This is a genomic window from Centipeda felix (genome assembly GCF_900186465.1).
GTDB classification, from domain to species: domain Bacteria; phylum Bacillota; class Negativicutes; order Selenomonadales; family Selenomonadaceae; genus Centipeda; species Centipeda felix.
On sequence record NZ_LT891958.1, the window covers coordinates 135,312 to 159,280 of the forward strand.

At 44.8% G+C, this 23,969-nt stretch carries 18 protein-coding genes and 1 pseudogene; 2 read left to right on the top strand and 17 right to left on the bottom strand.

Going from position 1 to position 23,969, the window contains the following annotated elements:
• The first annotated feature begins 4 nt into the window (after positions 1-4).
• On the top strand, positions 5-1,048 hold the full coding sequence (gene mtnA, locus C1713_RS05005; protein WP_102493233.1) for an S-methyl-5-thioribose-1-phosphate isomerase: 1,044 nt from the start codon (positions 5-7) through the stop codon (positions 1,046-1,048).
• 125 nt (positions 1,049-1,173) lie between these two features.
• On the opposite strand, the gene C1713_RS05010 is transcribed toward mtnA, so the two are convergent.
• Entirely contained in the window at positions 1,174-2,616 is a 1,443-nt protein-coding gene (locus tag C1713_RS05010) for an ATP-binding protein (protein WP_039981747.1), read from the bottom strand.
• 67 nt (positions 2,617-2,683) lie between these two features.
• Here C1713_RS05010 and C1713_RS12610 point away from each other — a divergent pair.
• A pseudogene (locus tag C1713_RS12610) lies at positions 2,684-2,895 on the top strand (hypothetical protein); the annotation flags it as partial.
• Here C1713_RS12610 and C1713_RS05020 read toward each other — a convergent pair.
• From C1713_RS05020 to C1713_RS05105, 16 genes are all read right to left on the bottom strand, one after another.
• Positions 2,822-3,538 (bottom strand): HI0074 family nucleotidyltransferase substrate-binding subunit, encoded by a 717-nt coding sequence (locus C1713_RS05020; protein ID WP_009754078.1) that lies wholly within the window; start codon positions 3,536-3,538, stop codon positions 2,822-2,824. The pseudogene C1713_RS12610 and the gene C1713_RS05020 overlap by 74 nt on opposite strands.
• Positions 3,539-3,844: 306 nt before the next feature.
• Entirely contained in the window at positions 3,845-4,819 is a 975-nt protein-coding gene (locus tag C1713_RS05030; RefSeq protein ID WP_102493234.1) for an SDR family oxidoreductase, read from the bottom strand.
• 534 nt (positions 4,820-5,353) lie between these two features.
• Positions 5,354-6,460, bottom strand: coding sequence for a UDP-galactopyranose mutase (gene glf / locus C1713_RS05040; protein ID WP_170950777.1), 1,107 nt, complete (start codon positions 6,458-6,460; stop codon positions 5,354-5,356).
• A 34-nt stretch (positions 6,461-6,494) separates the two neighbouring features.
• Entirely contained in the window at positions 6,495-6,914 is a 420-nt protein-coding gene (locus tag C1713_RS05045; protein ID WP_009754066.1) for a GtrA family protein, read from the bottom strand.
• Positions 6,911-7,567 carry a glycosyltransferase family 2 protein gene (locus C1713_RS05050; RefSeq protein ID WP_212669092.1) on the bottom strand — a complete coding sequence of 219 codons (657 nt, stop codon included), beginning with the start codon at positions 7,565-7,567 and terminating at the stop codon, positions 6,911-6,913. The genes C1713_RS05045 and C1713_RS05050 overlap by 4 nt, the downstream gene beginning before the upstream one ends.
• A gap of 49 nt (positions 7,568-7,616) precedes the next feature.
• Positions 7,617-9,032 (bottom strand): hypothetical protein, encoded by a 1,416-nt coding sequence (locus tag C1713_RS05055; protein WP_102493237.1) that lies wholly within the window; start codon positions 9,030-9,032, stop codon positions 7,617-7,619.
• 364 nt (positions 9,033-9,396) lie between these two features.
• Positions 9,397-11,358, bottom strand: a complete 1,962-nt coding sequence (locus C1713_RS05060) for an alginate lyase family protein (RefSeq protein WP_245870991.1) — start codon at positions 11,356-11,358, stop codon at positions 9,397-9,399.
• A 284-nt stretch (positions 11,359-11,642) separates the two neighbouring features.
• The gene (locus C1713_RS05065; RefSeq protein ID WP_170950778.1) at positions 11,643-12,374 is read right to left on the bottom strand and encodes a class I SAM-dependent methyltransferase; all 732 of its coding nucleotides are present in this window, start codon (positions 12,372-12,374) and stop codon (positions 11,643-11,645) included.
• 146 nt (positions 12,375-12,520) lie between these two features.
• On the bottom strand, positions 12,521-13,846 hold the full coding sequence (locus tag C1713_RS05070; RefSeq protein ID WP_170950779.1) for a lipopolysaccharide biosynthesis protein: 1,326 nt from the start codon (positions 13,844-13,846) through the stop codon (positions 12,521-12,523).
• Positions 13,794-14,672 carry a glycosyltransferase gene (locus tag C1713_RS05075; protein WP_245870992.1) on the bottom strand — a complete coding sequence of 293 codons (879 nt, stop codon included), beginning with the start codon at positions 14,670-14,672 and terminating at the stop codon, positions 13,794-13,796. The genes C1713_RS05070 and C1713_RS05075 overlap by 53 nt, the downstream gene beginning before the upstream one ends.
• Positions 14,673-14,748: 76 nt before the next feature.
• Positions 14,749-16,671, bottom strand: coding sequence for an asparagine synthase (glutamine-hydrolyzing) (gene asnB, locus C1713_RS05080; protein ID WP_102493240.1), 1,923 nt, complete (start codon positions 16,669-16,671; stop codon positions 14,749-14,751).
• A 42-nt stretch (positions 16,672-16,713) separates the two neighbouring features.
• Positions 16,714-17,985 carry a phenylacetate--CoA ligase family protein gene (locus C1713_RS05085; protein WP_245870995.1) on the bottom strand — a complete coding sequence of 424 codons (1,272 nt, stop codon included), beginning with the start codon at positions 17,983-17,985 and terminating at the stop codon, positions 16,714-16,716.
• A 117-nt stretch (positions 17,986-18,102) separates the two neighbouring features.
• On the bottom strand, positions 18,103-20,226 hold the full coding sequence (locus C1713_RS05090; protein WP_102493242.1) for a bi-domain-containing oxidoreductase: 2,124 nt from the start codon (positions 20,224-20,226) through the stop codon (positions 18,103-18,105).
• Complete coding sequence (gene wecC, locus C1713_RS05095; RefSeq protein WP_102493243.1) at positions 20,223-21,440, bottom strand: UDP-N-acetyl-D-mannosamine dehydrogenase; 1,218 nt, start codon at positions 21,438-21,440, stop codon at positions 20,223-20,225. Before wecC ends, C1713_RS05090 begins: the two co-directional genes overlap by 4 nt.
• Positions 21,441-22,346: a glycosyltransferase family protein gene (locus C1713_RS05100; RefSeq protein WP_170950780.1), complete on the bottom strand. Its 906-nt coding sequence runs from the start codon at positions 22,344-22,346 to the stop codon at positions 21,441-21,443.
• Between the two features lie 215 nt (positions 22,347-22,561).
• Positions 22,562-23,962, bottom strand: coding sequence for an O-antigen ligase family protein (locus C1713_RS05105; protein ID WP_102493245.1), 1,401 nt, complete (start codon positions 23,960-23,962; stop codon positions 22,562-22,564).
• Positions 23,963-23,969 lie beyond the last annotated feature (7 nt).

Genomic DNA, 23,969 nt, shown 5'->3' on the forward strand with positions numbered 1-23,969 from the left:
TACAATGAGCACCAACATCCTCGATATGGAAACCGTCGCCCTCGACGACAGCGAACGCGCCCTCGTCATCATCGACCAAACAAAACTCCCGAACTGCGCCGAATACCTCCATCTCAAAACACAGGGCGAAATCTGGACGGCCATCCGTGAACTGCAGGTGCGCGGTGCACCTGCCATCGGCGACGCCGCTGCCATCGGCATCTACCTCGCCGCACTCGAAATCGACACCGAGGACTACGACACATTCGCGTGCCACTTTCACGCGGCGTCCGACTACCTGAACTCCTCTCGCCCCACCGCCGTCAATCTCTCATGGGCACTGAACCGTATGGAGCGCATCGTCAAGGCCAACGCGGGGAAATCCATCCAAGAGATCCGCAGGCTCCTTCGCGATGAAGCGCTCCACATCAAACAGGAGGACATCGACATCTGCAAAAAAATAGGTGAGCACGCGCTCACCCTCGTAAAGCCTGGCGACGGACTCCTCACTCACTGCAACGCAGGCCAGCTCGCCACCGCCAAATATGGCACTGCCACCGCCGTCATGTACCTTGGACACGAAAAAAGCTACAACTTCCGCATCTTTGCCGACGAGACACGCCCCCTACTCCAGGGCGCGCGCCTCACCGCGTATGAACTCAGTGCGGCTGGCATGGACGTCACCCTCATCTGCGACAACATGGCATCCACCGTCATGAAAAACGGCTGGATCGACGCCGTCTTCGTCGGCTGCGACCGCGTTGCCGCCAACGGAGATGCAGCGAACAAAATCGGCACCTCCGGGGTCGCCATACTCGCCAAACATTACGGCATCCCCTTCTACGTCTGCGCCCCTTCCTCCACCATCGACATGAACACCCCCACCGGCGCCGACATCCACATCGAACAGCGCCCCGCAGAGGAAGTCACCGAAATGTGGTACAGCGAGCGCATGGCTCCCGAGGGTGTGAACGTGTATAACCCAGCGTTCGACGTTACCGATCACGAGCTGGTGACGGCGATTGTGACGGAGGATGGGATATGGAATGCTTCCAAGAATCTTAAATAAGTAACCGAAACAACATTTCAGTTTTTAGTTTCATATTTCGGTTTTCTACTAAAAAGAGAAATACAAAACTAAAAACTAAAATGATATTTCAGTTTTAGTTTCATTTCTTGATTCTTTTCTCTCGCCTATTCACTATAGTATAACTGTTTTGGACTCGTAGGCTTCTCTGGAATACTGAGCTTGATTAAGCCTCGTTTCACAAGCGGCGTTACGTGACGTTTAATGACATAGGTAACAGATGAGAGCCCTAGGAAATCACAAATTTCCCTCCTCGTTCGAGGCGTCTTACAGAATATGATAAGGCTGTTTTCAAACTCATCAAATCGTGCTTTATTTTCCGGGGGCCTTCCTCCTTTGTATAGTTTCACCAGAAAGCTTCCACGATCATCAATAAATTCTGGCTCAGGCAAATCAGCCCGTGCCATCTCCCTGCGTATCGTGGGTATTCCAGAGTACCTGTTCTCCGTTATATGCAAAGATTCCAAAATAGATGTCAGTACTGGATTCCTAGTATCTGGCTGCACCTTTCCTAACTGATCAACACGAATTCGCCCATATAGACCTCCGGGGTTACGTATCTCCATACGATTCGAAAACATAAGAATTTGTATGAATTGACCTTCCGTGTGAATACTGTAATCCCGATGCACTAGAGCATTTAGAACGGCTTCACGCACAGCCGTAATAGGATATTCAGGTTGATCCTCTCTACGCCCTGTATCAGGATCAATCACCGTTTTTACCCCCATATTCTTTTTGACAAATCGAATTGCTCCATCAAGCAAATCGGATATATTCCCTTCAATGCGCTGGTTATCTACAAAGCGCTCTCCAGATTCTCCCGTATCGCCCATCTCCACGCCTGGAACTACAACAGCCGTAATACAAAGCTGTGGGAAGTATGCTTGCGGATACGGGCTAAAAATCAACGCCGCACTAAGCGTTATTTCACCATCACGGCGAATACTCATGAGCTCGTAAATATCATCGTCCTGTATTTGAGACAAATTCGGTCTCCCGCTTTTTAGTTCCTTGACATAGCTTTCCAACAGATCTCGATTAAGAGCAGAAAAACTTACGCGATTAACCACACGAATATCATCTTGATACTTCTTACGATAAGCTTCATAACTATATATCTCGTACTCCGTCATCGGCTCATCACTGTCACCGACACGAATATATGAAGATTTCAGGCGTCCTTTCCCCTGGTAATGGCAAGGACGTTCTGCTAAATCAATCCCTGGAATCTCAGCCGATACAAACGTCTTTCCATCTTTCATCACAACAGTAAGTAAGGGCCGAACTTTAGGCTCCATCTGCAAGCATTGCTCATTGATCTTCTTCTGTATATCATGGGGGTCGTATACGCCAACCTCTTTATACCCTTCCTCCTCTGAAACACCAAAAATAATGACACCGCCATCATCCTGATTCGAGAAGCTGGACAATGTATCATACAAACGTTTCGGACAAGAAGTTGCAGCACTTTTCAGCTCCAGTGTCCGAGTTTCACATTTCATTTCTTGGACGAATTCCAGTTTCTCTAAAAGTTCTTCTTCTGTCATCTTGGGACTCCATACATTTCTATAATAGGACAACGTCTTTCTTCGACCAAACATATCATACCCCGCCACCGGCGCCGACATCCACATCGAACAGCCCCCGCCGAAGTCGCCGAAATGTGGTACAGCGAGCGCATGGTGCCCGAGGGAATAAAGGTCTATAACCCCGCCTTCGATGTGACCGATGATGAGTTTATCACAGAGATCATTACGAAGAACGGTGTGTGGACTCCTGCATCTTCGCATCGAGAGCCGTCAAAAGAGCAATATATCTCTCCTTGACTACCCGATAAATCCCCCACGCACTATGTTCATCGTACGTGTGCGCGGACAGATTTCGTTTCTCCATCATATCCAGCCACGCCTCAGCATCCGCAATGAGTCCCTGCTTCCACGCTTCACGAATCGTACTGCGTGGACTGTTGACCTCGCTGCCTTCATATTCCAGAACTACTTTCATCAGCTTCCAAGCGAGCTCAAAACAAAACTCAAAGCGCTGAATCGTAGCATCCAAATACATATCATCCGTATCCGCATCTTTTTCAAGCGCAGTTTGCAGCCGCCCCAATGCACGGTGATAGTTTTCCCATTTCAGATGAATCCGCTCCACTGTCATAACACGTTTCCCCTTGTCAATGCAAAAAAGGAGCCTGCCCTCTGCATCAATTCGATCTCGTAATTTTCCATGTGCCAGATCGTCATAAAGAACAATATCGAATGTATAGGGCAGCCTACTCTGTTCAAAGGCCCCTTTCAACACACCTCTCAGATCACGCTCACACCCAATAGCCAAATCAACATCAGATGTCTCACGATAATCCCCTCTGGCTCGTGATCCAAAAAGTTTGACCCACCGAATATCGTCACGATGCTCATCTAAGATATGATAGATCTGCTTCCATTGTTCACTATTTAATCCATACATACCTTATCACTCCATGTAATTAGGGAAGCACTGATAAATTCAGCCACGCCATCTTGACGCATCTTTTTTGCCCGCACTGTGCCCGCGATCCTCCACATAGCCCTGCTATGCGTCCGGTTTGCCTCTTTGTTCGGACGAAAAAATCTACGTCAATCTGACGGACTTCATTTTATCAGCGATTCCTTAGTTCTCACGGTATATATTCTCTCCACGAAACGTTTTACCTCCTCCATGCAGATATGCGAATGCAAAAAGGCAGTGTCGTATTCCCCACCATCACGGAACACGATACTGCCCTTTTCATTCCTACAGATTCTCTTTATACCACTGGATCGCCTCGGTAATGCCCCGTGAGAAATCATACTCCGGTGCATAGCCGAGGTTCTTTTTTATCTTCGAAATATCCGCACCGCTGTGCCGGATGTCCCCCTTGCGCTCGAGTCCAAAGACAGGCTTCAGATCTTTGCCAAAGAGTTTCCTGAGTACGGCATACATTTCATTGAGGCTCGACCGTTTTCCCGCAGCAACATTGTACGCCTTGCCCGCCGCCTCATGCGGCGCGACACACGCGAGGAGATTCGCCTGAACAACATCCTCGACATAGACGAAGTCGCGCGACTGCTCCCCGTCGCCGTTGATCGTCGGCGGCTCATCGCGGAGCAGACACTCGATGAACTTCGGAATCACCGCCGCATATGCCCCGTTCGGATCCTGCCTCCGCCCATAGACATTGAAGTACCGCATCCCATAGCAGTCGAGGCCATAATTCAGCGTATACTGATACGCATACTCCTCATCAACGAATTTCGTCACCGCATACGTTGAGAGCCGCCGTCCGACGATCTCCTCCCGCTTTGGCATCGTCTCATCGTCGCCGTAGACGGCTGCGCTTGAGGCATAGGTCATCTTCTTTACGCCATGCTTCGCCGCCGCCTCCATCACATTCACCGTGCCGATGATATTCGTCATCGTATAGCTGACCGGCTGCTCGATGCTCTCCGGAACACTCACCTCTGCAGCCTGATGCAGCACATAGTCAACGCCCTCACACGCACGATTGCACGTCGCGGCATCGCGAATATCCCCCTGGATAAATTCAAACTTCGGGTTGTCACGAAATCCTGCGATATTCTTCTCGTAGCCCGTCAGCAGATTATCCAGCACGCGCACCCTGTGCCCCATCGAAAGGATTGCCTCTGCCAGATTCGAGCCTATGAACCCAGCGCCGCCCGTGACAAGAAATAAGCTATTTTCGGGAAAATTGATTGTACGGTAATTCATCAAAATTCACCTCATTATAAAAATCCTCATACCTATTTTACGACACCAACATTTTTCTTAATATCATATATGCATCGATATCGAATGTTTTTAAACCACTTCCCGATTTAACATAGAGAGGATGACGCGGATTTCCCAATTTTGTCAGCTCATCATAGTGATACCAATGAACTTTATGAGCAAGGATATGATATATCTTGTTTAATGCCTCATCCAGAAATGAAGCATTATTTATCATATTCCCCCATGCACACCAAACAGAATCAATAGTAAAAAACTTTATAACAGTGAGAACTGTAAAAAGCCTTCTAAATTCCATGTGGCACAGGAGTTCATCGAGTATGTAGAAACCTGTATCATAGAGCACAAATATGCACCTGACACAATCTATGGTCGAGCCAAACCGATGTCCATAAATGAACGCAACACCTTCGGGAACTGGAAATTCGATACCATTGTCGGAAAAAAGGGAACAGCCGCTATTCTCCTTGCGGCAGACGAGTACAAGAATTCTTCATGCCTAATTAAACAAGCCTATTCGTTTTCCATTCGAACAGCTTCCAATGCCTGTTCTATCACCTGATCCATGTTGTAATAGCGGTAGGTTCCAAGACGCCCTCCCAAGATCAAGCGAGGACACGTCTCCTCTGCACGCTTTCGATACTCTTCGTAACGACGCATATTCCCTTCATCATTAACAGGATAATACGGTTCGCGCCCCTCTGTCCAATTCTCCGGATATTCACGCGTAATGATTGTATATGACGTATCCACAGGCGAAAAATGCTTATGTTCTATAATACGCGTATACGGTGTCTCTGCATCCGTGTAGTTGACAACAGCGACACCCTGATAGTTCTCCACGGAGAGCCGCTCATTTTCAAAGCGGAGGCTGCGATATTCCAAGCCACCATAACAGGAGTCAAAATACTGATCAATACGTCCTGTAAAAACAATTTTCGATGCCAGTCTTTCGAGTTCGTCTCGATCATGAAAGAAATCTACATTCACACGCACATCGATGCCCTCAAGCATACGCCCAACAAGAGCAGTATATCCCTCACTCGGAATCCCCTGAAACGTGTCATTAAAATAATTGTTGTCAAAGGTTAGGCGAACAGGAAGCCGCTTGATGATAAACGCTGGAAGATCTTCTGCTTTACGTCCCCACTGCTTCTCTGTATATCCACGAATCAATTTCTCGTAGATATCACGCCCCACGAGCTTACACGCCTGTTCCGCAAGATTCTTCGGCTCAACATCTGCAAATTCAGCCCGCTGCTCTGCAAGTTTCTCCATAGCCTCTTGTGGAGTCCGTACTTTCCACAGAGCATAAAACGTATTCATATTAAACGGCAGAGAGTAAAGTTCCCCCTGATAGTTCGCAACAGGAGAGTTGACAAAGGGCTTCATAAAGACAAATTGATTGACATAATCCCAGATAGACTTTTGATTCGTATGAAAGATATGCGCTCCATAGGCGTGAACCTCAATGCCATCCATATTTTCTGTATAGACATTACCACCAATATGGCTGCGCTTTTCAACAACAAGAACACGTTTCCCACGCTCTTTCATCTCATGCGCAAAAACAGCACCAAAGAGACCTGCACCAACAACCAGATAATCGTATTGCGGCATTAGAATCCACCTCTCTACTTCGCTTAATCTCATTTTATTTCGTCATTGAATGAAAGACAATCAATTTGCTCCCAACGTAGTTCGCCAATATCACTAAGAAATTCGCCACACACTTTACAGTTAAATCGTCTCCATGCAGCAACTCAATTCCGATATACATCACGCCCATATCCAAAATCCCTGTGAAAACACGGCACCCAAAAAAGGATACTGCCTCACGTATGACTGACAATATCGTATGTGCTGAAGTTTCAAAGACCCAGCACCGTTGTGTCAAATAAGCAAACAGGACGGCAAAAAACCACGCAAAAGCATTGCTAATTGGCATTGAAATATCAAAAACACGAGTACATAGACTATAGGCCGCAATATTCACTACCGTTGTAAGGACACCAAAGAGTGCATAGAGGAATAATTGTCGCCGACTCAGCGATAGGCTCTTTAATGCACTCATCGGAGCTTCCTATTAATCTCACGAAAATCAGATAATGCTTTTTTCCCGATCCGGAAAATACGTTTCATATTGATGGAATTAACCCCACCTTGACGCGGACGGAAAGTGATCGGCATATACTTAACAGCACATTTTCTTCGTGCATAGATAACGGATAGAATAACATTCGATAGATTGTAATCCTTGGGGATAATATCAATATATCGTCGCAGTGTATCCGCTTTCATCAGACGATACGGCGTATTGGCATCCGTAACGAATACACCAAAGCAGAGGTAAACAACATATTTCAATACCTTCGTTACAAAGATACGGGAGAGGCCGTCTTCTCTTCCCTTTCGCCACCCGATCACCATATCAAACGATTCGCGCACATCCCAAAACGGCGCAAACTCACTCGGCAGAGTTTGTCCGTCGGAATCCGTCTGAAATACATAGTCTGCACCATGGTCAAGTGCATAATGATAGCCATAAAGGACAGTTGCACCATGTCCACTGTTAGGCTTTTGTAACGGAGTAAAAAGCGGCTTGTCTTTTGCACATTCTAACATAATTTCATAGGTATTATCCTTACTTCCATCATCAATGATAATGAGACGTGATTTTCCCCCCCCGTTATGTTCTTCAATAATAGGATACCAATCATCAATCACTTGTCAAATCGTCTCAGATTCATTATATGCGGGGATAACGATATAAAGACTATCCATTAACATGTTCATCCTTTCTAAAAAACGGCGTAGATACAAGCACCTCTAACAATACGAGAAAACATATCGACTGGATCGCTGCGATACTTCCTAACAAGTATACATGGGATGGAACAGCAATCAATCCCGGCAATAGGCCCAAAAATATAAGTGCAACTAGGACTCCATATAGTTCTTTGCCGACAACGCCTCCTATGCGTATGGGATACTTCTTTCTCATCGTAAAGTATACTGCCCCAATAAAGAATATATAGGCAAATGTATCTTTCAGTAACATTAACCCGCATACAAAGAACTTTTTTACATACGAACCTATGAACCACAGAGGATGCTCTTCAAATGCTGTGAGATATAGTTTCTTTAGTATGTCAAAATATCCTACAGTGAAGTTTTCAGAAAAGGCTCTTTTCGCCTCTTTCGCATACTCAAAATGTTCCTTAATATTAGTATACGAAGCTGGAGGAATGTGGTTTACTCTGGATACAGCCTGCATCGCACACTCATCCGAAAAAAAGATATTATAGGGATTTTCTCTCGCCAAGAATGATAATTTAGGAGAAATAGATATAGGACTATCCCAGCCCAAGCCAATATATAGCGTATGCCAGCCCCCTAACTTATGTTCCTTTGTCGCAGTCGTAGTATGATCATATCCAAACGTAGACAGATAGGCATTCGGAATGATTAACGTAAATAGAAAATATCCAAATCCTGCCAGTAAGATTACACCTACAGACCGTATTGCTTTCTGCCAAATACTCCAAACCGTATTACGATATATACTATACAACATAAGAAAAATTACTACTGTAATAATCCCAATTCCTGCATGAGCACGCGGGATGTTCGCTACTCCAGCCAATATACATAAAGCAATATATGCTTTCCATAAAGCCGCTGTTGTATCACACTTTTTTAGGAACACGAAAAATAACGGCAATGAGAGAAATATTGCCCACCCCATCCCCCAGTAATCGGTATAATACACATGTAAAAAGTACTGCCAAATCAAAAGAAAAAACAAAAAAGGGCTAACGAGTACCAAACGCAACGAGTGGAATGATTTTACGACGCAATACGGAAGAATCAAAAACAGGACACCGAAAGCTATAGTTTGAAGCTGAATATAAATATTCTCTGCCTGTATCTGTCCCGTAAAAAAACCATAGAGCGCGATATAAAAATAATACGCTATATGAAAATCTGCAATCTGATACATACTGTCGGCAATTCCAGCAAGTGTGCCATCCTGCAAAAACAATTGAGCAAGATATACACGTATCCCCATTAAGTCAACTTTTATAGGCAATAACATATAACTGACTCCAAGAATCAATATTGCTGTAATCCCCCCATATAAGAAGAGTAAATACATCTTTTTTCTAGTGAGTACCTGATCCGTTATCAACCATACCAATTCCTTTCAACAAGCTAATCTAAATGCAAACTTACTATATACCCCTCCATTATTCCCCATTCCCTGCGGCTTATTGCCCCTCCTCAACTTTGCCTCATGTTTACACCTAGCAACCATTCCTCAGAACTGAAAATACAAGAACTCCGTCACCTGAGACAAGGACATAATCTCCCATACATACAAAACTGCCATAGCAACAGCCCACTTGTTATTCGGCTCCATGTTCTTGACCAAATGGTTCGAACTCGGACATAGTGCAACAAGTAATAGTTTCCCTAATAGAATCAATATCTGCCGTACTCCCTCGCTAAAAAATACGGAACAAAATACTTATGTAGCATCCCTCATGTAGCTCTTACCCCCTCACTCTTGTACACTTTCCATATCCCCCCGAAAAGTATCTATGCGGCACAGGCTTCGTAATATTTCGTCCAAAATCCTGTATCCGCACCTCATTCTCCAAGATTTCCACGACACGATACACCTTTTCACCAAAGCCACTGTGTTCCATCACAATGGCGTTCGACGTCAGCAGCAATACCTTTGCAAATGTCGTCTCGTGCGCCATGGAGAACAGCCCCATCCGCTCTGGATTCCACGGGTTCTGCTCCATACCTTCCTTCTGAATGGTAAAATGAGCCGCCGTTGCACGAAACTCGTTGCGACGTTCGGGCAGCGGCGTATAGAGATATGTCCCAGGATCGACGATAATATCTTCTCCGTCAATCCGTAGGGTAAGGGATAGCTGATCGTTATGCGCATGGCCGCCGTTTCCGTTCTGACCAATCTCACCACAACGCACGGTCATATAAAGATGGGGAGATTTGAAGATATATAGCCCCATCCCCTCATATGGATAACAACGTAAAGCCGAAACCAGTTCCTTCGGCTTGGGGAAATGATATTTCTGCATATCAAGATCTGCCACAGGCAATGCATCAACAAAATCTCTCACACACACAGAGTCATCGGATGGCAGCATATTATCCGCAAGGTGAACTGCGGGTATTTTTTTTGCCAGAGATCGAAGGAATGCCATTTCAAAATCGATCGGCGAGTTGTTGCCAAGACCACACAAAACATGGTATGCCTCGTTCAGATGCTCATTGTTCAAGATATTCTCGTCATAGTATAGCGCATTTTCCCGCGCAGGGAAACTGAGGTTCATATACCTCGCGACGGCTTCCTGCTCACTCACGATATCATAGACAGGATGCAGCTTCAAAAATCTCCCGCTGTCGTTATCGCCGATCTGCGGGATCGTCCCATCCTCATGCAGGAGATCAGAGGTAAACCGCAGCGCCTTCGCAAGGCGTTCCCAGAACCATTCCGGGAAAATTTCATCGCGATCCAGATCGAAGTCCTGTCTCTCTAATGGCTTTAGTGACGGCTGCACATGATGAAGAGAACACTTATAAGCCTTCACTCGATTGCGTCGTGCCGGATCCATCTGCACAGCAAATAGCGCACCGTAAAGCATCAGCTCCGTTGAGAGCCGATGATAACTGGTTGACCCCTCAAAATTACTGCCATCCTCATGGAATTCGTGCGCCATCTCCGACACAAGCTCTTGGAGCGCAAAAGCAAGCCACGCATCCGTCTCATCCGTGGAGGGCAGATGAACTGCCGCAAAGAGCAGTCCTACGATATCGGAAAGGTAATGATTGGAGCGCAGATCAGGACTATACTCCAAATTGCGGATGATATGTCTTCCATGATCGTACACAGACGAGGCAAGGATGCGCTCAAAACCATCGTCAAACGAAGCGCCAAACGCCTTAAACAGATCGTAGGCAACAAGCCAGTTTGAAACACGGATCCCCACATCCATCGTACAGCGCCAGTTTACGCCGAACTGCGGTGGATTCAGTGCTATAAAATCCAATATTTCATTGCGGAACTCCCGCGCATACACATCACGCTCCGCGTCCTCTACCATCCGGAATGCGCGAGCAAGCATCGGAAGATGCTGCATACGGGCAAGCTCCCATGGAACCTTTACATCCACTCCGGGTAAATGTCCATAGGCGACCTCTGTATACCAAGTCTTCGCCGACCACGTATAGCCGGACTTAAAGTCCATCTGCCAAGGAATCGGCTCATATCCACGATCGATCAATGCCCATACTTTTTTTGCATAGAGAAGGTTGGCGGAAGGAATCTGCACCGATAGCCACTGTCCCTCATGATCAGCAGAGACTACATCCCCCGCAGGATACACATTCCCCTCGACACCATGAGCATCCATGCCATAATATACTTTGCGCCAGCCACTGCCGAGGAGGTCAAAGGTATGCGTACGAAAGAGATTCGCCACAGCAAATACCTGTGTCGTATTTTCCTTAGGCGTAATGACTTGAAAAGAGATCGGTATTTCGATGCACAAGTCTTCACGAGCACAATATGTCGATTGAAGCTCCGCTCGCCATTTGTTCCATTGATTGAGACTTTTACGCTGTATCATGCGAGAGCCACGACGCAGGATCTCATCAAAAGGAAGCGTCTGGATCTTATTCCAATAACGACTCATCAGTCGCCCCTCACAATTTCAAGTTCCAACGAAACAATCCACCCCTACTCAGATCACAACATGCCCATGTTCTACTTCCTACGGAAATACAAGTACAAATGATCAAAAATCGGCTTCTGATTTGTGAATCGGGTAACATCCCACATCCACATGAGTCTACCGCCAATTCTTGACAGCAGCGGGATTCCTCTGAACGGATTCACCATCCCCCCCGTTGTATACTTATAGCGCAGCAGTTCAAAATCAGGAGATAAGTACTCTGCCAGCCATTCCTTTGTATAGAAATTCAGGTGTTCTGGCGGACTATACATGTGCCAACGCTCATTTTCATTCTTCCATATTTTATGCTGCTTCCATGTATCAAAAGCAGGAACCAATATGACCAGTACGCCTCCTTGACTACACATTCTGGAGAATGTATCCAACACCAGTTTGGGTTGTTCCAGATGTTCTAATAAAGCATAACAAGACACGACATCGAACGGATGGTCAAACGATGCATTCTCAACAAAGTCACGCACAACATGAATTCCACGCTGTTGAGCAACACCGGAAGCATACTCCGATAACTCTACCCCGACACGCTCTACTCGATTCGGCCAATGCATCAAGAAGTCACCCGTACGGCACCCAATATCACAAATGCTATGTATTTTCCCCAGATGAAGCTCCGTAATTTCTTTGACCTCATTTTTCCAATATTTTGAGGGCGTAAATTCGAGACCATATACATTTTTATTTTTCTCAGCTTGGCTGTCATAAAGCTTTTTTAATATGTCGCTAGAGTTTTCACTTTCATCCATCCGAAAAAAACGTTGCTTACAATTCCGGCATTCATATAACGTATATTTCTCTTCGCTATACGGACTCTGAATCTTGCGAAGGACATCTACATGCTTTGAGTTACAAAACTTACATATGACTTCCATGAAAAACTCCTAACTTTTTCTCATGATGCTGAGAATGTCTTTCCAAACTGAGTTCGAAAGGCATATTTCACTAGTATGTATTCCACAACAATACAAGGAATCTCTGCCATAACAGGCGCAAAGGCCAAGCCATATATTCCATAATTTACAACAAGAAAATATGCAAAAACAGATTTAACGACAAAGCCAATAGTTACGGTAATGATATTATACTGTGTCTTATTGATTGTCATCAGAGTTGTTCCTATCAAGGAATATGTTGTTGTGAGCCACAACTGTAACAACAATACAGCCAGAAACCACAGGACCTCCACATAGCAATCTCCATAGTAAAAATGCACCAGCAGATATGCAAAAAGATAAATACCACCACAAATGAATATCATCCCTACAGATAAGTATCTCTGTGCCCTCTTCATCTGATTCCACAGCCACAATCCATCATGTGAACGCTCGGCAAAATAAGGTGTGAGAAAAGATTGCACCGTGCCAGTGAACTGAGTTCCTATCATGATGAAGATTGTAGCAAGGGCATAATATCCGATCACCTCGCGGTCTGCTACAAAATGATCCAAAAAGAACAAGTCTACATAGCTTCCAAGCATCGCTATTGTCGAACCAATTAAACTCATATGCGCCAAAAAAGAGAATCCTCTTGGCAATGCGCAGTCTCTTATCGGATGAAAAGAGAATCTACTTTGGAAAGCCAGTATAGACGCTGACAAAAATGATAGGAACAGCATAGCCACAATATAACCGGCTAGACCATAGAACCACGCTCCTGCAACAACTCCGAAAACAGATATAACCTTAATTAACGACTGGGTAACTGCAATTTTCTTAAACTGCTTGATCGCCTGCAAGTAATTGGTGAATATGCTGTAGATGACATTGGGTAAGATAATAGCTGCATAAAGCGGGAGCCAACGACATACAATTTCGTCTTGACTGATCCATCGCTGCTGAGCGGCAATAATCAATATGACCAACATGCCTAAACTAAGTGCAGAAGTGAGTAACAAGGTATGCTGCAGCATAAACATGCGAAGACTAGATTCACGTATCTCGGCACAAAATTTGATAATTGCCGAATTTCGCCCCAGCTGAGCCAGTGTTAAAAAGACCGCAATATATGCTTGGATGATCTTAATTGCCCCGACTTCTTCTGGTAGTAGCAGTTTAGATACAATAATCAATGAACCAAACCCAAGGAGCTGTGTTAGACAATTAGCAGAAAACAGATGAAAAAAACCTTTCTGTAATACTTGTTTTACTTGGTAAACGAATAATGAATCACACCTTATCTGCATTATGCCGCTCCAATAACTCCCGTGTTTTTTGTTCAAAATCATCCATATCGCGATTCTTAAAGAGAACTGCTCCTTCGGGGCGTGGACAGACATCACTAGCTATTGCGGGACAATCAAAAAAAAGAGCTTCTGCAATACTTATACCATATCCATCTGTACATGTTGGACGTATCATCAAGTCGGCTTTTTTCATGATCGGCCAAAGTTCTCTCTGTCCCGTCAAAAAATATATTCTCCCTTCCAACTGATATTCACGGATGCGATGCTTTATCTCAGCAAAATATTCCGGACGAAACTTATCATTCGCCAAAGCAAATAATAATCCAATACCAGGATAGTCTCCCTTCAGTCGATTCACAAGTTCAACACACATATCAAGACCATACAGATCTGTCCCATTCCAATCAGCCAACTGAAATGCATTTGCCACAAGAACAGGATTGTGTGCTTCAAGGAACGAGAATACAGCATCGTCATAAGTCAATAGGATAGATGACTCATCTTCCTCCGGCGGTGGCAGAAACGCATGTTTTACAAAACTATTTGCATTGCAATCCGGCAATAATTTTATAAGATATTCTTTCAGTTCGACATTCACTAACTGAATCCACTGCGCAGATACCAAGGCTCTCTTGATCAGAGACCATTTCCATGTGTGCGGAAAGTAGGTTTCTTCGCCATGAATGACGATGCTAAAAGTCCCGCTCGTAAATCTTGTAATCAGCCATGCCGTAATGATATGCTTCCACAAAAAGCAATGAATGACAAAATTCCGCTTGCGCGACAGAAGCAACCATATAAATCCAATACGACCTACACGGCCACTGTCTACATATTCATCTTCTGGAAGCAATTTACTCAAACGATATATATATACAGATACCCCCCCCAACGGTGGAGGGAATGGCCCATAGTGGCAGTTCTTCATATTCACTCCCTCAAAATACACAGTGTTTGTAGTCTATCGGAGACTGATCCAAATACATCCGTGCCCATATCTCAAACGAAAACGACATCCAGCAAATCTCTAGTACATCCAAGTCAATATGCTCATAGTTCTGAGCAGTTGATTTCAGCAATTTATGCCAATTCTCTTCTACATAAGCGGCATCAAGCAAATGCCGAGCTTGCATTCCCGGCAACAGAACAGTTTCAATGAATTGGATTACTTCATCTTGTTTCAAATAATCCATCAAACCTATACTAAAGCCCATCTTCTCTCGATAGGCAAAATTCTCTCCAAAAATTTCACTAACAATCTCCTTTAAGATTTTTTTAGAATTTCGACTAATCTTTACGGGGTCATGGAAAGCCGCCGGTGCCAAATATTCTGTTGGAATCGTTGCAGCATACTCGACCAGTTTCGGCATCAGAAAAGGAACACGAAGTTCCATACTAGAGGCCATAGAACATTTATCTGAACGCATCAGAATGTCCTGCATATAAGTTACTATGTCATAGTTCATATATTGACGAATTCCTTTCCCAGGAAGCTTCATCAATATATCCAGACGTTTTCGCTGTGCATGATCAATATCGGCTTTGGGATAAAGCTTTCTCACGCAAGACGTATTGATAAATTGATTGTTTCGCAGATAATGTCGCTCTGGACTTCCTATCAACGTCCCCAGTTCGAACGGCCAACGATGATAACGTTTCAAAATGGATGCCACTCGTACAAGCGAGTTTTTTAGCTGATAGGCATACCCTGGAAAGCGATCATATCCTCCCAACACCTCATCAGCACCATCACCACAAAGCAGAACGGTAACATCTTTCCTCGCTTCTCTATTGAGATAGAGAAGGCCAAGCGATCCCTCATGGTTCATTGGAGCTTCAAAAAAAAATGTTGTTTCCTTCCACAAAGCAAGGAATTTGTCCTTACTCAGTGGAATAGAATGATGTCTCGTGTTGCAAAGTGACGAAACTTGATCCATGTATTCTTTTTCATTGAAGTTTTCATTCTCCAATACTATTCCGAACGTATCAAGACCGTGACTCGATACGTCAGCGGCTATGCGAGTTACATACGAAGAGTCTATGCCACCAGAAAGTTGTACTCCTACCTTAACATCACTCACTAAACGTCGGCGTACAGACTGCTTCATCAAGCTTTGCAAATCTTTTTTGCATTGCTCATAAGAAATCGTCTTATCTTCTATTCCCGGAAGATCCCAGTAAACAATTTTCTGGATCCCGTCTTTGCTTAATTCTAAATAAGTTCCAGGCGCAATATTCTTTACTCCTTTGAGCAGAGTTTCTCCGCCTGCAACAAATCGATAAAGAAAATATTCCGTTACTGCTTCCTCATTGAGTTGAGGATGAAACGATGGGTGACAATAAAAAGCCTTGTACTCCGATGCCCAAATAATAATATCAGAGTTCTCATAAATATAAAGAGGCTTCTCTCCCAATCGATCACGGCAAAGATAAATAGTATCTTTACGCAAATCTGTGATACAGATGGAAAACATCCCATCCAAACGTTCCAGCATCCCGTCAATTCCATATTCTTCATAGAGATATAGAATAACTTCTGTGTCGGAGTGTCCACGAAATGTATAGTCCTTTTGGATTAAATCATTACGGTAGTCATCTGCATTATAGATTTCTCCATTAAAGGTAATGAATATATTATGTGTATAATTCCACATAGGTTGATGCCCCTGCGGTGAAAGATCACGTATGCTCAAACGATTAAACCCTATTGCAAGGTTCTTTTCATCTGAGCCAAATATGGAGCACCGTTCCAAACCGGCGTCGTCCGGCCCACGATGTAAAAGTATCTTCATCATCCCACGTAAAACTTCTTCAGATGCATTCTTTGCTTTTTTTTCAAGAAACCCCATTATTGAGCACATATCACACAAACTCCCTCGACAATCGAAATATATCTGGTAATCTTATATTTTCGAGATAATATACCGATACTTTCCATTCCGCGTTTGTTCAACTGCGTCCACATAGGAAAATTCAAGATCCAGGAATTCTCCCAGTTTTCCCTCCAAGGCATGACGTATTGCAGTCTCATCCATTTGGGTGTATCCATCATTCTTGACAATACGCATCGTAACTTTACCGGGAGTATCTTGATAGAACTGATAAAACTTCACACGATCAAAAATATCAGAGTGAAAATTAATCGCCGTCATCGAGATTTTATTTCCTTTCGATGTAACAAGCATCTCCTGTAGCCAACGACCTTCCACATCCTGTAAGACTCTCCCAGAGTAATGACATTTCGCATTATGTTCGGCATATGCAGCATAATCTGCAGTACGGTAGCGAATCAATGGAAGCACATAGTTGTTAAGTCCCGTTGCTGTGATTTCTCCCATTTGTCCCGGCTCTGTAATAACTTTCTGAGCCGCATCCAAAAGTTCTGTATAACCATAGATCTCTTCCAGATGATAGTGATTTTCCTCAAGACACCATGACGCTACGCAACACATCTCAGAATGTCCATAATGAAGCAGCATAGGACAACCAAATGCAGTCTCGACAATTTCTCTCTGCCCCATATAAAGATTCTCCGAACTTGCGAATACAGCCTTTGGTTTATACCTCAGACAATTTCCTGTCCTGTTGATATAGTCGGCAAGCATCAACGCAGATGATGGGTACACATGGAAAAACGGAATTTGTACCTCATTTAGCTTTTCCATAATTCTGGCACAGTTATCATCAGTCAGATGATAGGGATCTAATATCAGACTTTTATCTCGATGATTGTATTGCCACAATGCACCTTTGGGTAATACATTATTTCGCAATACCACTTTTTCTGATGTCCCGGCAATGTACCCAACTTTCGACCAAAGATAATCAAAAAAAGCTTTTTCTCTCGCCATTGTGAATCGTTTTTGCGCATAAAAAACAAGCTGGCGGCCCGTAGTACCACCGGTAGTCATCCGGATCTGTTGCTTAGAGGAAAACGCATCCGACAGCATATCCTGTAGATTCTCTTGGACTGTTTGCTTTGTGATGGACGGAATACGTTGAAGATCAGAAACATCTCGAAACGACTCAGGATTAAAGCCGGCATCGTCAAATATACGCCGATAGAACACAGTTGTGCTATAAGCATGCTGAAGCAGTTTCTTTATTGCAACATTTTGCCAAGCATGAATTTGATCCTGTGTCCATGAATCCGACGCAGACAAAAGTTTACGCATATCGCTATATGCCGTACCTAGTTTAATGCTAGGCGGAATCGAGCTCCACACCTCATCGATACCACGCTGAAGAGGGGGGGGTAAGCTATCATATATTTCTCGGAGCACATCTACACCTCAAATCTGCTCTTCCACAGCAAAGGCAATCTGCATTGCCTGCATCTGCTGCCACAGAGGAATCGGTGGTTCACCGCCGTTCTTAATCATCCTACCGAATGCTTTGATCTCCTCGAGCTGCCCCTTTTCGCTGCCCTTCGTCTCAATCGAGGCAAGCTTTACACCATAGCCCTTTATCGACTTGTAGTCATTTAGCGTAATCATCTTCCCGTCAAAGAACACTTCCATCGTTTCCTTGGGGTAGTCCTTGCTTCCCGCAGCCGTATAGATGAGATCGGCTACAGAACCATCGTCATAGGTGACGGTGGCAATAAAATTGTCTTTGGCACTATAATATGCTCCATTCGGCTGAATGGAGGATGCACTGACAGAAACAGCCTTTGCTCCCGTGAGGAAGTTGAATACATCATAGATATGGCATGCCTCTCCGATGTTGCGCCCCGCCCCCTCTTCAGTATGCACCCAATGATCAAGCGGAATGTAGCCTGCATTCATCGTATAGTGAATGATCATGGGATTCTGGCGTGCAGTCGTGTGCTTCGCGATCTCCTGCAGATAGCGTGAATGGCGACGATTGAATCCAGTCAAAAGAAGAGGTGCATCATGATGTTCCCGATAGAACTGCTCAATCCTTGCCAGTTCCTCGGCATTGATGGCAAGAGGCTTTTCAACAAGAACATGCTTACCCGCCCCCAGTGCTGCCAAGACCATATCGGCATGAAGGTTGTGACGTGTTGCGATCAGTACCATGTCAACAGCATCATCCGCAAGCACCTTTTCGTAATTCGTTGTCGCATAGTCGGCTCCGAACTGCTTTGCGACCGCTTCGGCATTGGTTCCCGTGCGACTCATCACGGCACGCAGTTGGTAGAGATCGCCGAGCTGTTTGATGTTCGGCAGGTGCATTCCCTTCGCGAATCCGCCCGCACCAATGAGTGCGACCTGTATTCTATCTTTTCGGAGTGGATGTGTGGCGACTGTGACGACATCTGCAGCTTCCTGCTCTTTCTGTGGATAAGAGAGAAGCACCATGAGCGGTTTCGGCGATGCCGTTTTCAGCGATTCGTATGCGGTATCCGCCTCCTCCACGGGATAGATCTTCGATACCATATCCATCACATGGAGTTTCTTCGCCGCCATGAGATTAAGCACTTCCTGCAGGTTGCGATTCTCCGTCCAACGCACATAGCTGACAGGGTATTCCAGTCCCTTCTCCTCGTAGAGGTTGTCATAGCGCCCCGGCCCATAGGACGTGGAGATGAAAAAATCAATCTCCTTCTCATAGAAATCCGCACGGTTCAGATGTAACCCGACATCGCCCACGAGAACAACGCGCCCCTTGCGGCGGCACATCTTAAACGCTGTCGAGACGATCGCGTCGGACTTTGCCGCCGCCGTGATGATTACTCCATCTGCACCAATCCCATCCGTCAGACGTTCCACCTGCTCGGCATCCGTCGTGCCATCCGGCTGAATGGCGTAATCCGCCCCATGCTTCAATGCCATCTCGATACGACTGGCATCCAAGTCGCTGACAATCACCTTGCAGCCACTTGCTTTGAGCATTTGCACGGCAAACTGTCCAATCACACCAAGACCGATAACAACGAAGCACTCGCCGAGTGTCGTATGGGCACGGCGAACTCCCTGCATGGCAATCGAGCCAAGTGTAACAGTACTTGCCTCTTCAAAAGAAACGGCTTCAGGAATCTTCACGAGCAAGTTGCGTGGTACATTGATAATTTCTGCATGATGTGCGCACTGCGCTCCGGCACAAGCAACACGCTCGCCGACCTTCACGTCACGTATATTTGCACCAACACCAATGACAATGCCTGCCGCCGAGTAACCAACAAGAGAACCTGTATCCAGCTTCCCTTTCACAATCTCTCTCGTCTGGGAGATTCCCTTCTCCGCAACCATATCAAAGACTTTTTTTACTTTTTCGGGTTCTTTCAGTGCGCGTTTCCAGAGAGGGACGGAGCTGGCACGCACACCACTCATCTCCGTACCAATCGAGATACACGAATTGACAACATGCACGAGTACCTTATCTTCTTCCACTTGTGGAGCTGGCACTTTTTCTGTAACCGCCCGCCCTTTTTTGATCAGTACCTGCTTCATGCAAAAATCCCCCGTGTATCGATGACCGTCTTCCCCTTAAGAAGTGCCCGATCCATTCCCTTGAACTCCTTGTGATCGACAAGCAGAAGAACGATATTCGCGTTCCGTATTGCCTCCTCCAACGAAACAAGGCGCACATTCTTTTGATTGGCAAGAGATGCGGGAAGCACATGGACATTCGGCTCGACAACGAGGAGCTCATCAAGCGCCCCTGCTGCAAGTTTCTCCGCGATCTGCAGCGACGGACTCTCGCGCAAATCGTCAATGTCAGGCTTAAATGCAAGGCCAAGACATGCGACCTTCGGATTCTCCGTCATACGAACAGCTTCATATACCTTTTCCATCACAACATGGGGTTTGCTGTCATTGACCTCACGTGCAACACGAATCAACCGCGCATCACGCGGCGCCGAATCCACAATAAACCACGGATCAACGGCGATGCAGTGTCCGCCGACCCCGGGGCCCGGCTGAAGGATATTGACGCGCGGATGACGATTTGCGAGACGAATCAACTCCCAAACATCAATGCCGAGTTTATCGCAAATGATCGAGAGTTCATTTGCGAATGCAATATTCACATCACGGAAGGAGTTCTCCGTAAGTTTTGCCATCTCTGCCGTACGTGCATCGGTCGGTAGAAGTGTACCCGTAACAAAATGACCATAGAAGTCCACTGTTTTCTTCGTCGATTCCTCGTCAATACCGCCGATGATACGGTCATTGTGCGGCAGTTCCTCAACGATCTTGCCAGGCAGGACGCGTTCCGGGCAATGGGCAAAATACAGATTCTTCCCCACAAGATCTGTACGCTCCTCAAGCACCCATTTTTGCACCTTCTCTGTCGTCCCAACAGGACTGGTGGACTCGAGGATAATCAGATTGCCCTCTTTGACAAAGGGAGCAATTTCCCGCGTCGCTGACTCGACGAACGACAAATCCGGCTCCTTATCTCCCTTAAACGGTGTCGGAACCGCGAGGATAAACACATCCGCTTCATGCAGCTTTACATCGGCATGGAGATTTCCAGAAGAAACAGCTTTCTTCACATACGCAGCAAGTCCCGGTTCCACGATATGAATCTCTCCGCGATTCACCGTCTCCACGACACGCTCCACCGGATCCATCCCATAGACCTTAAACCCGCTGTTGGCGATCAAGGTAGCAGTGGGGAGGCCTATATATCCCAGTCCAATAACACACACATTCTCCATTTATTTTACATCTCCTCTTATTTTCTCGTCAACCAGAGCTTCAAATTGATCCACCACACGGCGGATGTCATATTGCGCTAGGTCAACATGATACTGCTCACTGTAGTCCCCTTTTAGGAATGCCTGAAAGACCTCGGGACGAAACGTCCGACGATTAAAGCTTAGGATTGGCCTGCGGCTCATCGCATAGTCAATCAGCTTGCTGGGACGCTGCGTAGTGTTATCATTGTCGAAGTTAATCACAAAATCCATCTTTGCCATTTCATGGATGAGAGACTCGCGGTCAATGGGAGGTACAACAACCAATCGATCCTTTAGTTGCGCCTTATATTTCACTAGCAGTGATTGTGTAAACGGCTCATCCAGCGCATATACGACAAAACGAAAAGCCCCCTGAGTCATCATAAGATGTTCAAAAAAGAACTCCGGATTACGAATCTGTTCATAAAAAACACCTGCATAACAGAAAGTCGGTATAAGATTCCCTATGTATATATCAGCAGGGATATCAATTATACGAAAACCTTGAGGAATCACTCTAATCTTCCCTTGTGGAATACATTCTTGATAGGCTTTTCGTGCATGATCGAACGGAATTGTAACATAATCAAAAGACTTTAGCACCCACCGTTCAAACCACTTCAAATACGCAGCTTTTGCGAAGGACGTATTGTAATACAAGGGATCTCCACAATCGGCGATAAAGCACACCCCCGAGGAGAATATCTTCACAAAAAAGGAAACAGCAACCAAATTATAAAAAGGATAACTGATAACCACCACTGCATCGTAGCTATTTAACATTCTTTTTTTCAATAGCAACCTAAATAAATGTATTGAATAAAGAATATTACTGGGTGAATCACCTAAAAAATAACTTGATATTTTTCTTATGTACTTTTTCAAAGAAGAATATTTTGGGGTACCTAGATTTCTTTCATAATTTCTGCCATAGTCTACGGGGTGATATTCCCACAGATCGTCATCCGTATGTTTAATTCCCTGCGGAGCTATCAAACCTGCACATATCCCCCTTTCACAGAGTCCTCGTAATAATTCATTGGCACGAAATGCTCTAGGATTTCGGAGGGGTGGATAGGATCTCGTTATCATTAAAATCTTCATCTGGCATGACCATCTCTTGCTACAACATACCAAGTAAAAGCAAAAACAACCCAATAAGACATAACGCGAAAGGCATCAATATTAAAGCCGAACAAGCTCGTTCCTACCAAGCTTACAAAAAGATTTTTTTTTGCGATCAGATGAACAGACGCTTTTTCAACTCCAGCAGAACGTAAAAGCCCAGAAAATAAAGAAATATAATATAGAACCCAAGCGAAAAAACCGAATGCTCCCGTTTCAGCCAGTAAGCGTGAATACAGCCCATGCGCAGATACCAAGGCATGTTGAGCAATATATTCTTGTATCCATATATGGATTTCAGGACTTGCATACGACCATAGGGGATAATAATTGGGAAGATATAAGCCGATAGCGCCAAACCCAACCCCATAAACAGGATAGTCAAGAAAAAGCTGTAAGGCAGCAAACTGAGAACCTAACCGTGCATCATTCGACCCACTAAACCCCCCAACATCTCCCCCCAATAGAGAGCCAAAAACGGCAACGATATCGATGTCGATAAAATTACCATATGCGACACCACCTATTCCAAGAAGAACAAGGCTCATCACATAGAGCCCTATCCATTTTTTTACGGCCTGAATTTCTATCCTAAACAACAACAAATAGACGATCATTTCAATAAGAAAAATAAAATAGGAGGTTCTCGATATACTCATGATGTTTAAGAAAGTAAAGTATATCACCCCAAAAACAACAAGAATCCTATACCTACTTTTCACAAGAAAAATCAAGGAGAACAACCACGGCATTAAAATCCCAGAATACATACCAAAGTATGAGGCTTCAGCAGCTACAGATCTCACGCGCCCATAAGTTAAAAGTATATTTTCCGTATCACTTTCACGAAATAAAGAGTCTAAAAACGATAAAACATCACTGAACACACTTTGTCCGACAATATTTCCCACTTCAAACATAGAGTATATGCCTGCAACAAAAAAAGATAATATCAAATACTTATACAAGAATCGAAACACGTCACCATCATAGTATCTAATCCAATTATATATATAGAGAGAAATAGCCACGTAAACACAAATAGACATCGTCTGCATAAACCATATATATATCCCTGTTCTGTCTCCATAGACAATCTCCCACAAATCTATGAAGTTCAATAATCCAGATAAAATAACAGCAAGCATAAAGGCAGACAAAAACGCCATAGGTCTGACATGAGGAATATATAGTTTCTTCCCACCAAGAACACAGCTAAGCAACCAAATTCCCACCCCGGCCATAAGTGGATAAAAGCTTAGCTCTTTTCCCAACCAGCCTAAACTAGCAATTCCTTTAATCGATGTAATAAAAGGAGAAAAAAGTATCGCCATACCTATACAAATAGAGTGGTACGTTTTTTCGATTTTACCCATATATCCT

Bases quoted from the DNA above. Each gene is read 5' to 3' on its own strand.
- mtnA (WP_102493233.1), top strand. From the start codon at position 5: ATGAGCACCAACATCCTCGATATGGAAACCGTCGCCCTCGACGACAGC.
- C1713_RS05010 (WP_039981747.1), bottom strand. From the start codon at position 2,616: ATGACAGAAGAAGAACTTTTAGAGAAACTGGAATTCGTCCAAGAAATG.
- C1713_RS05020 (WP_009754078.1), bottom strand. From the start codon at position 3,538: ATGTATGGATTAAATAGTGAACAATGGAAGCAGATCTATCATATCTTA.
- C1713_RS05030 (WP_102493234.1), bottom strand. From the start codon at position 4,819: ATGAATTACCGTACAATCAATTTTCCCGAAAATAGCTTATTTCTTGTC.
- glf (WP_170950777.1), bottom strand. From the start codon at position 6,460: ATGCCGCAATACGATTATCTGGTTGTTGGTGCAGGTCTCTTTGGTGCT.
- C1713_RS05045 (WP_009754066.1), bottom strand. From the start codon at position 6,914: ATGAGTGCATTAAAGAGCCTATCGCTGAGTCGGCGACAATTATTCCTC.
- C1713_RS05065 (WP_170950778.1), bottom strand. From the start codon at position 12,374: ATGGATGAAAGTGAAAACTCTAGCGACATATTAAAAAAGCTTTATGAC.
- asnB (WP_102493240.1), bottom strand. From the start codon at position 16,671: ATGTGCTCAATAATGGGGTTTCTTGAAAAAAAAGCAAAGAATGCATCT.
- C1713_RS05085 (WP_245870995.1), bottom strand. From the start codon at position 17,985: ATGCGTAAACTTTTGTCTGCGTCGGATTCATGGACACAGGATCAAATT.
- C1713_RS05090 (WP_102493242.1), bottom strand. From the start codon at position 20,226: ATGAAGCAGGTACTGATCAAAAAAGGGCGGGCGGTTACAGAAAAAGTG.
- wecC (WP_102493243.1), bottom strand. From the start codon at position 21,440: ATGGAGAATGTGTGTGTTATTGGACTGGGATATATAGGCCTCCCCACT.
- C1713_RS05105 (WP_102493245.1), bottom strand. From the start codon at position 23,962: ATGGGTAAAATCGAAAAAACGTACCACTCTATTTGTATAGGTATGGCG.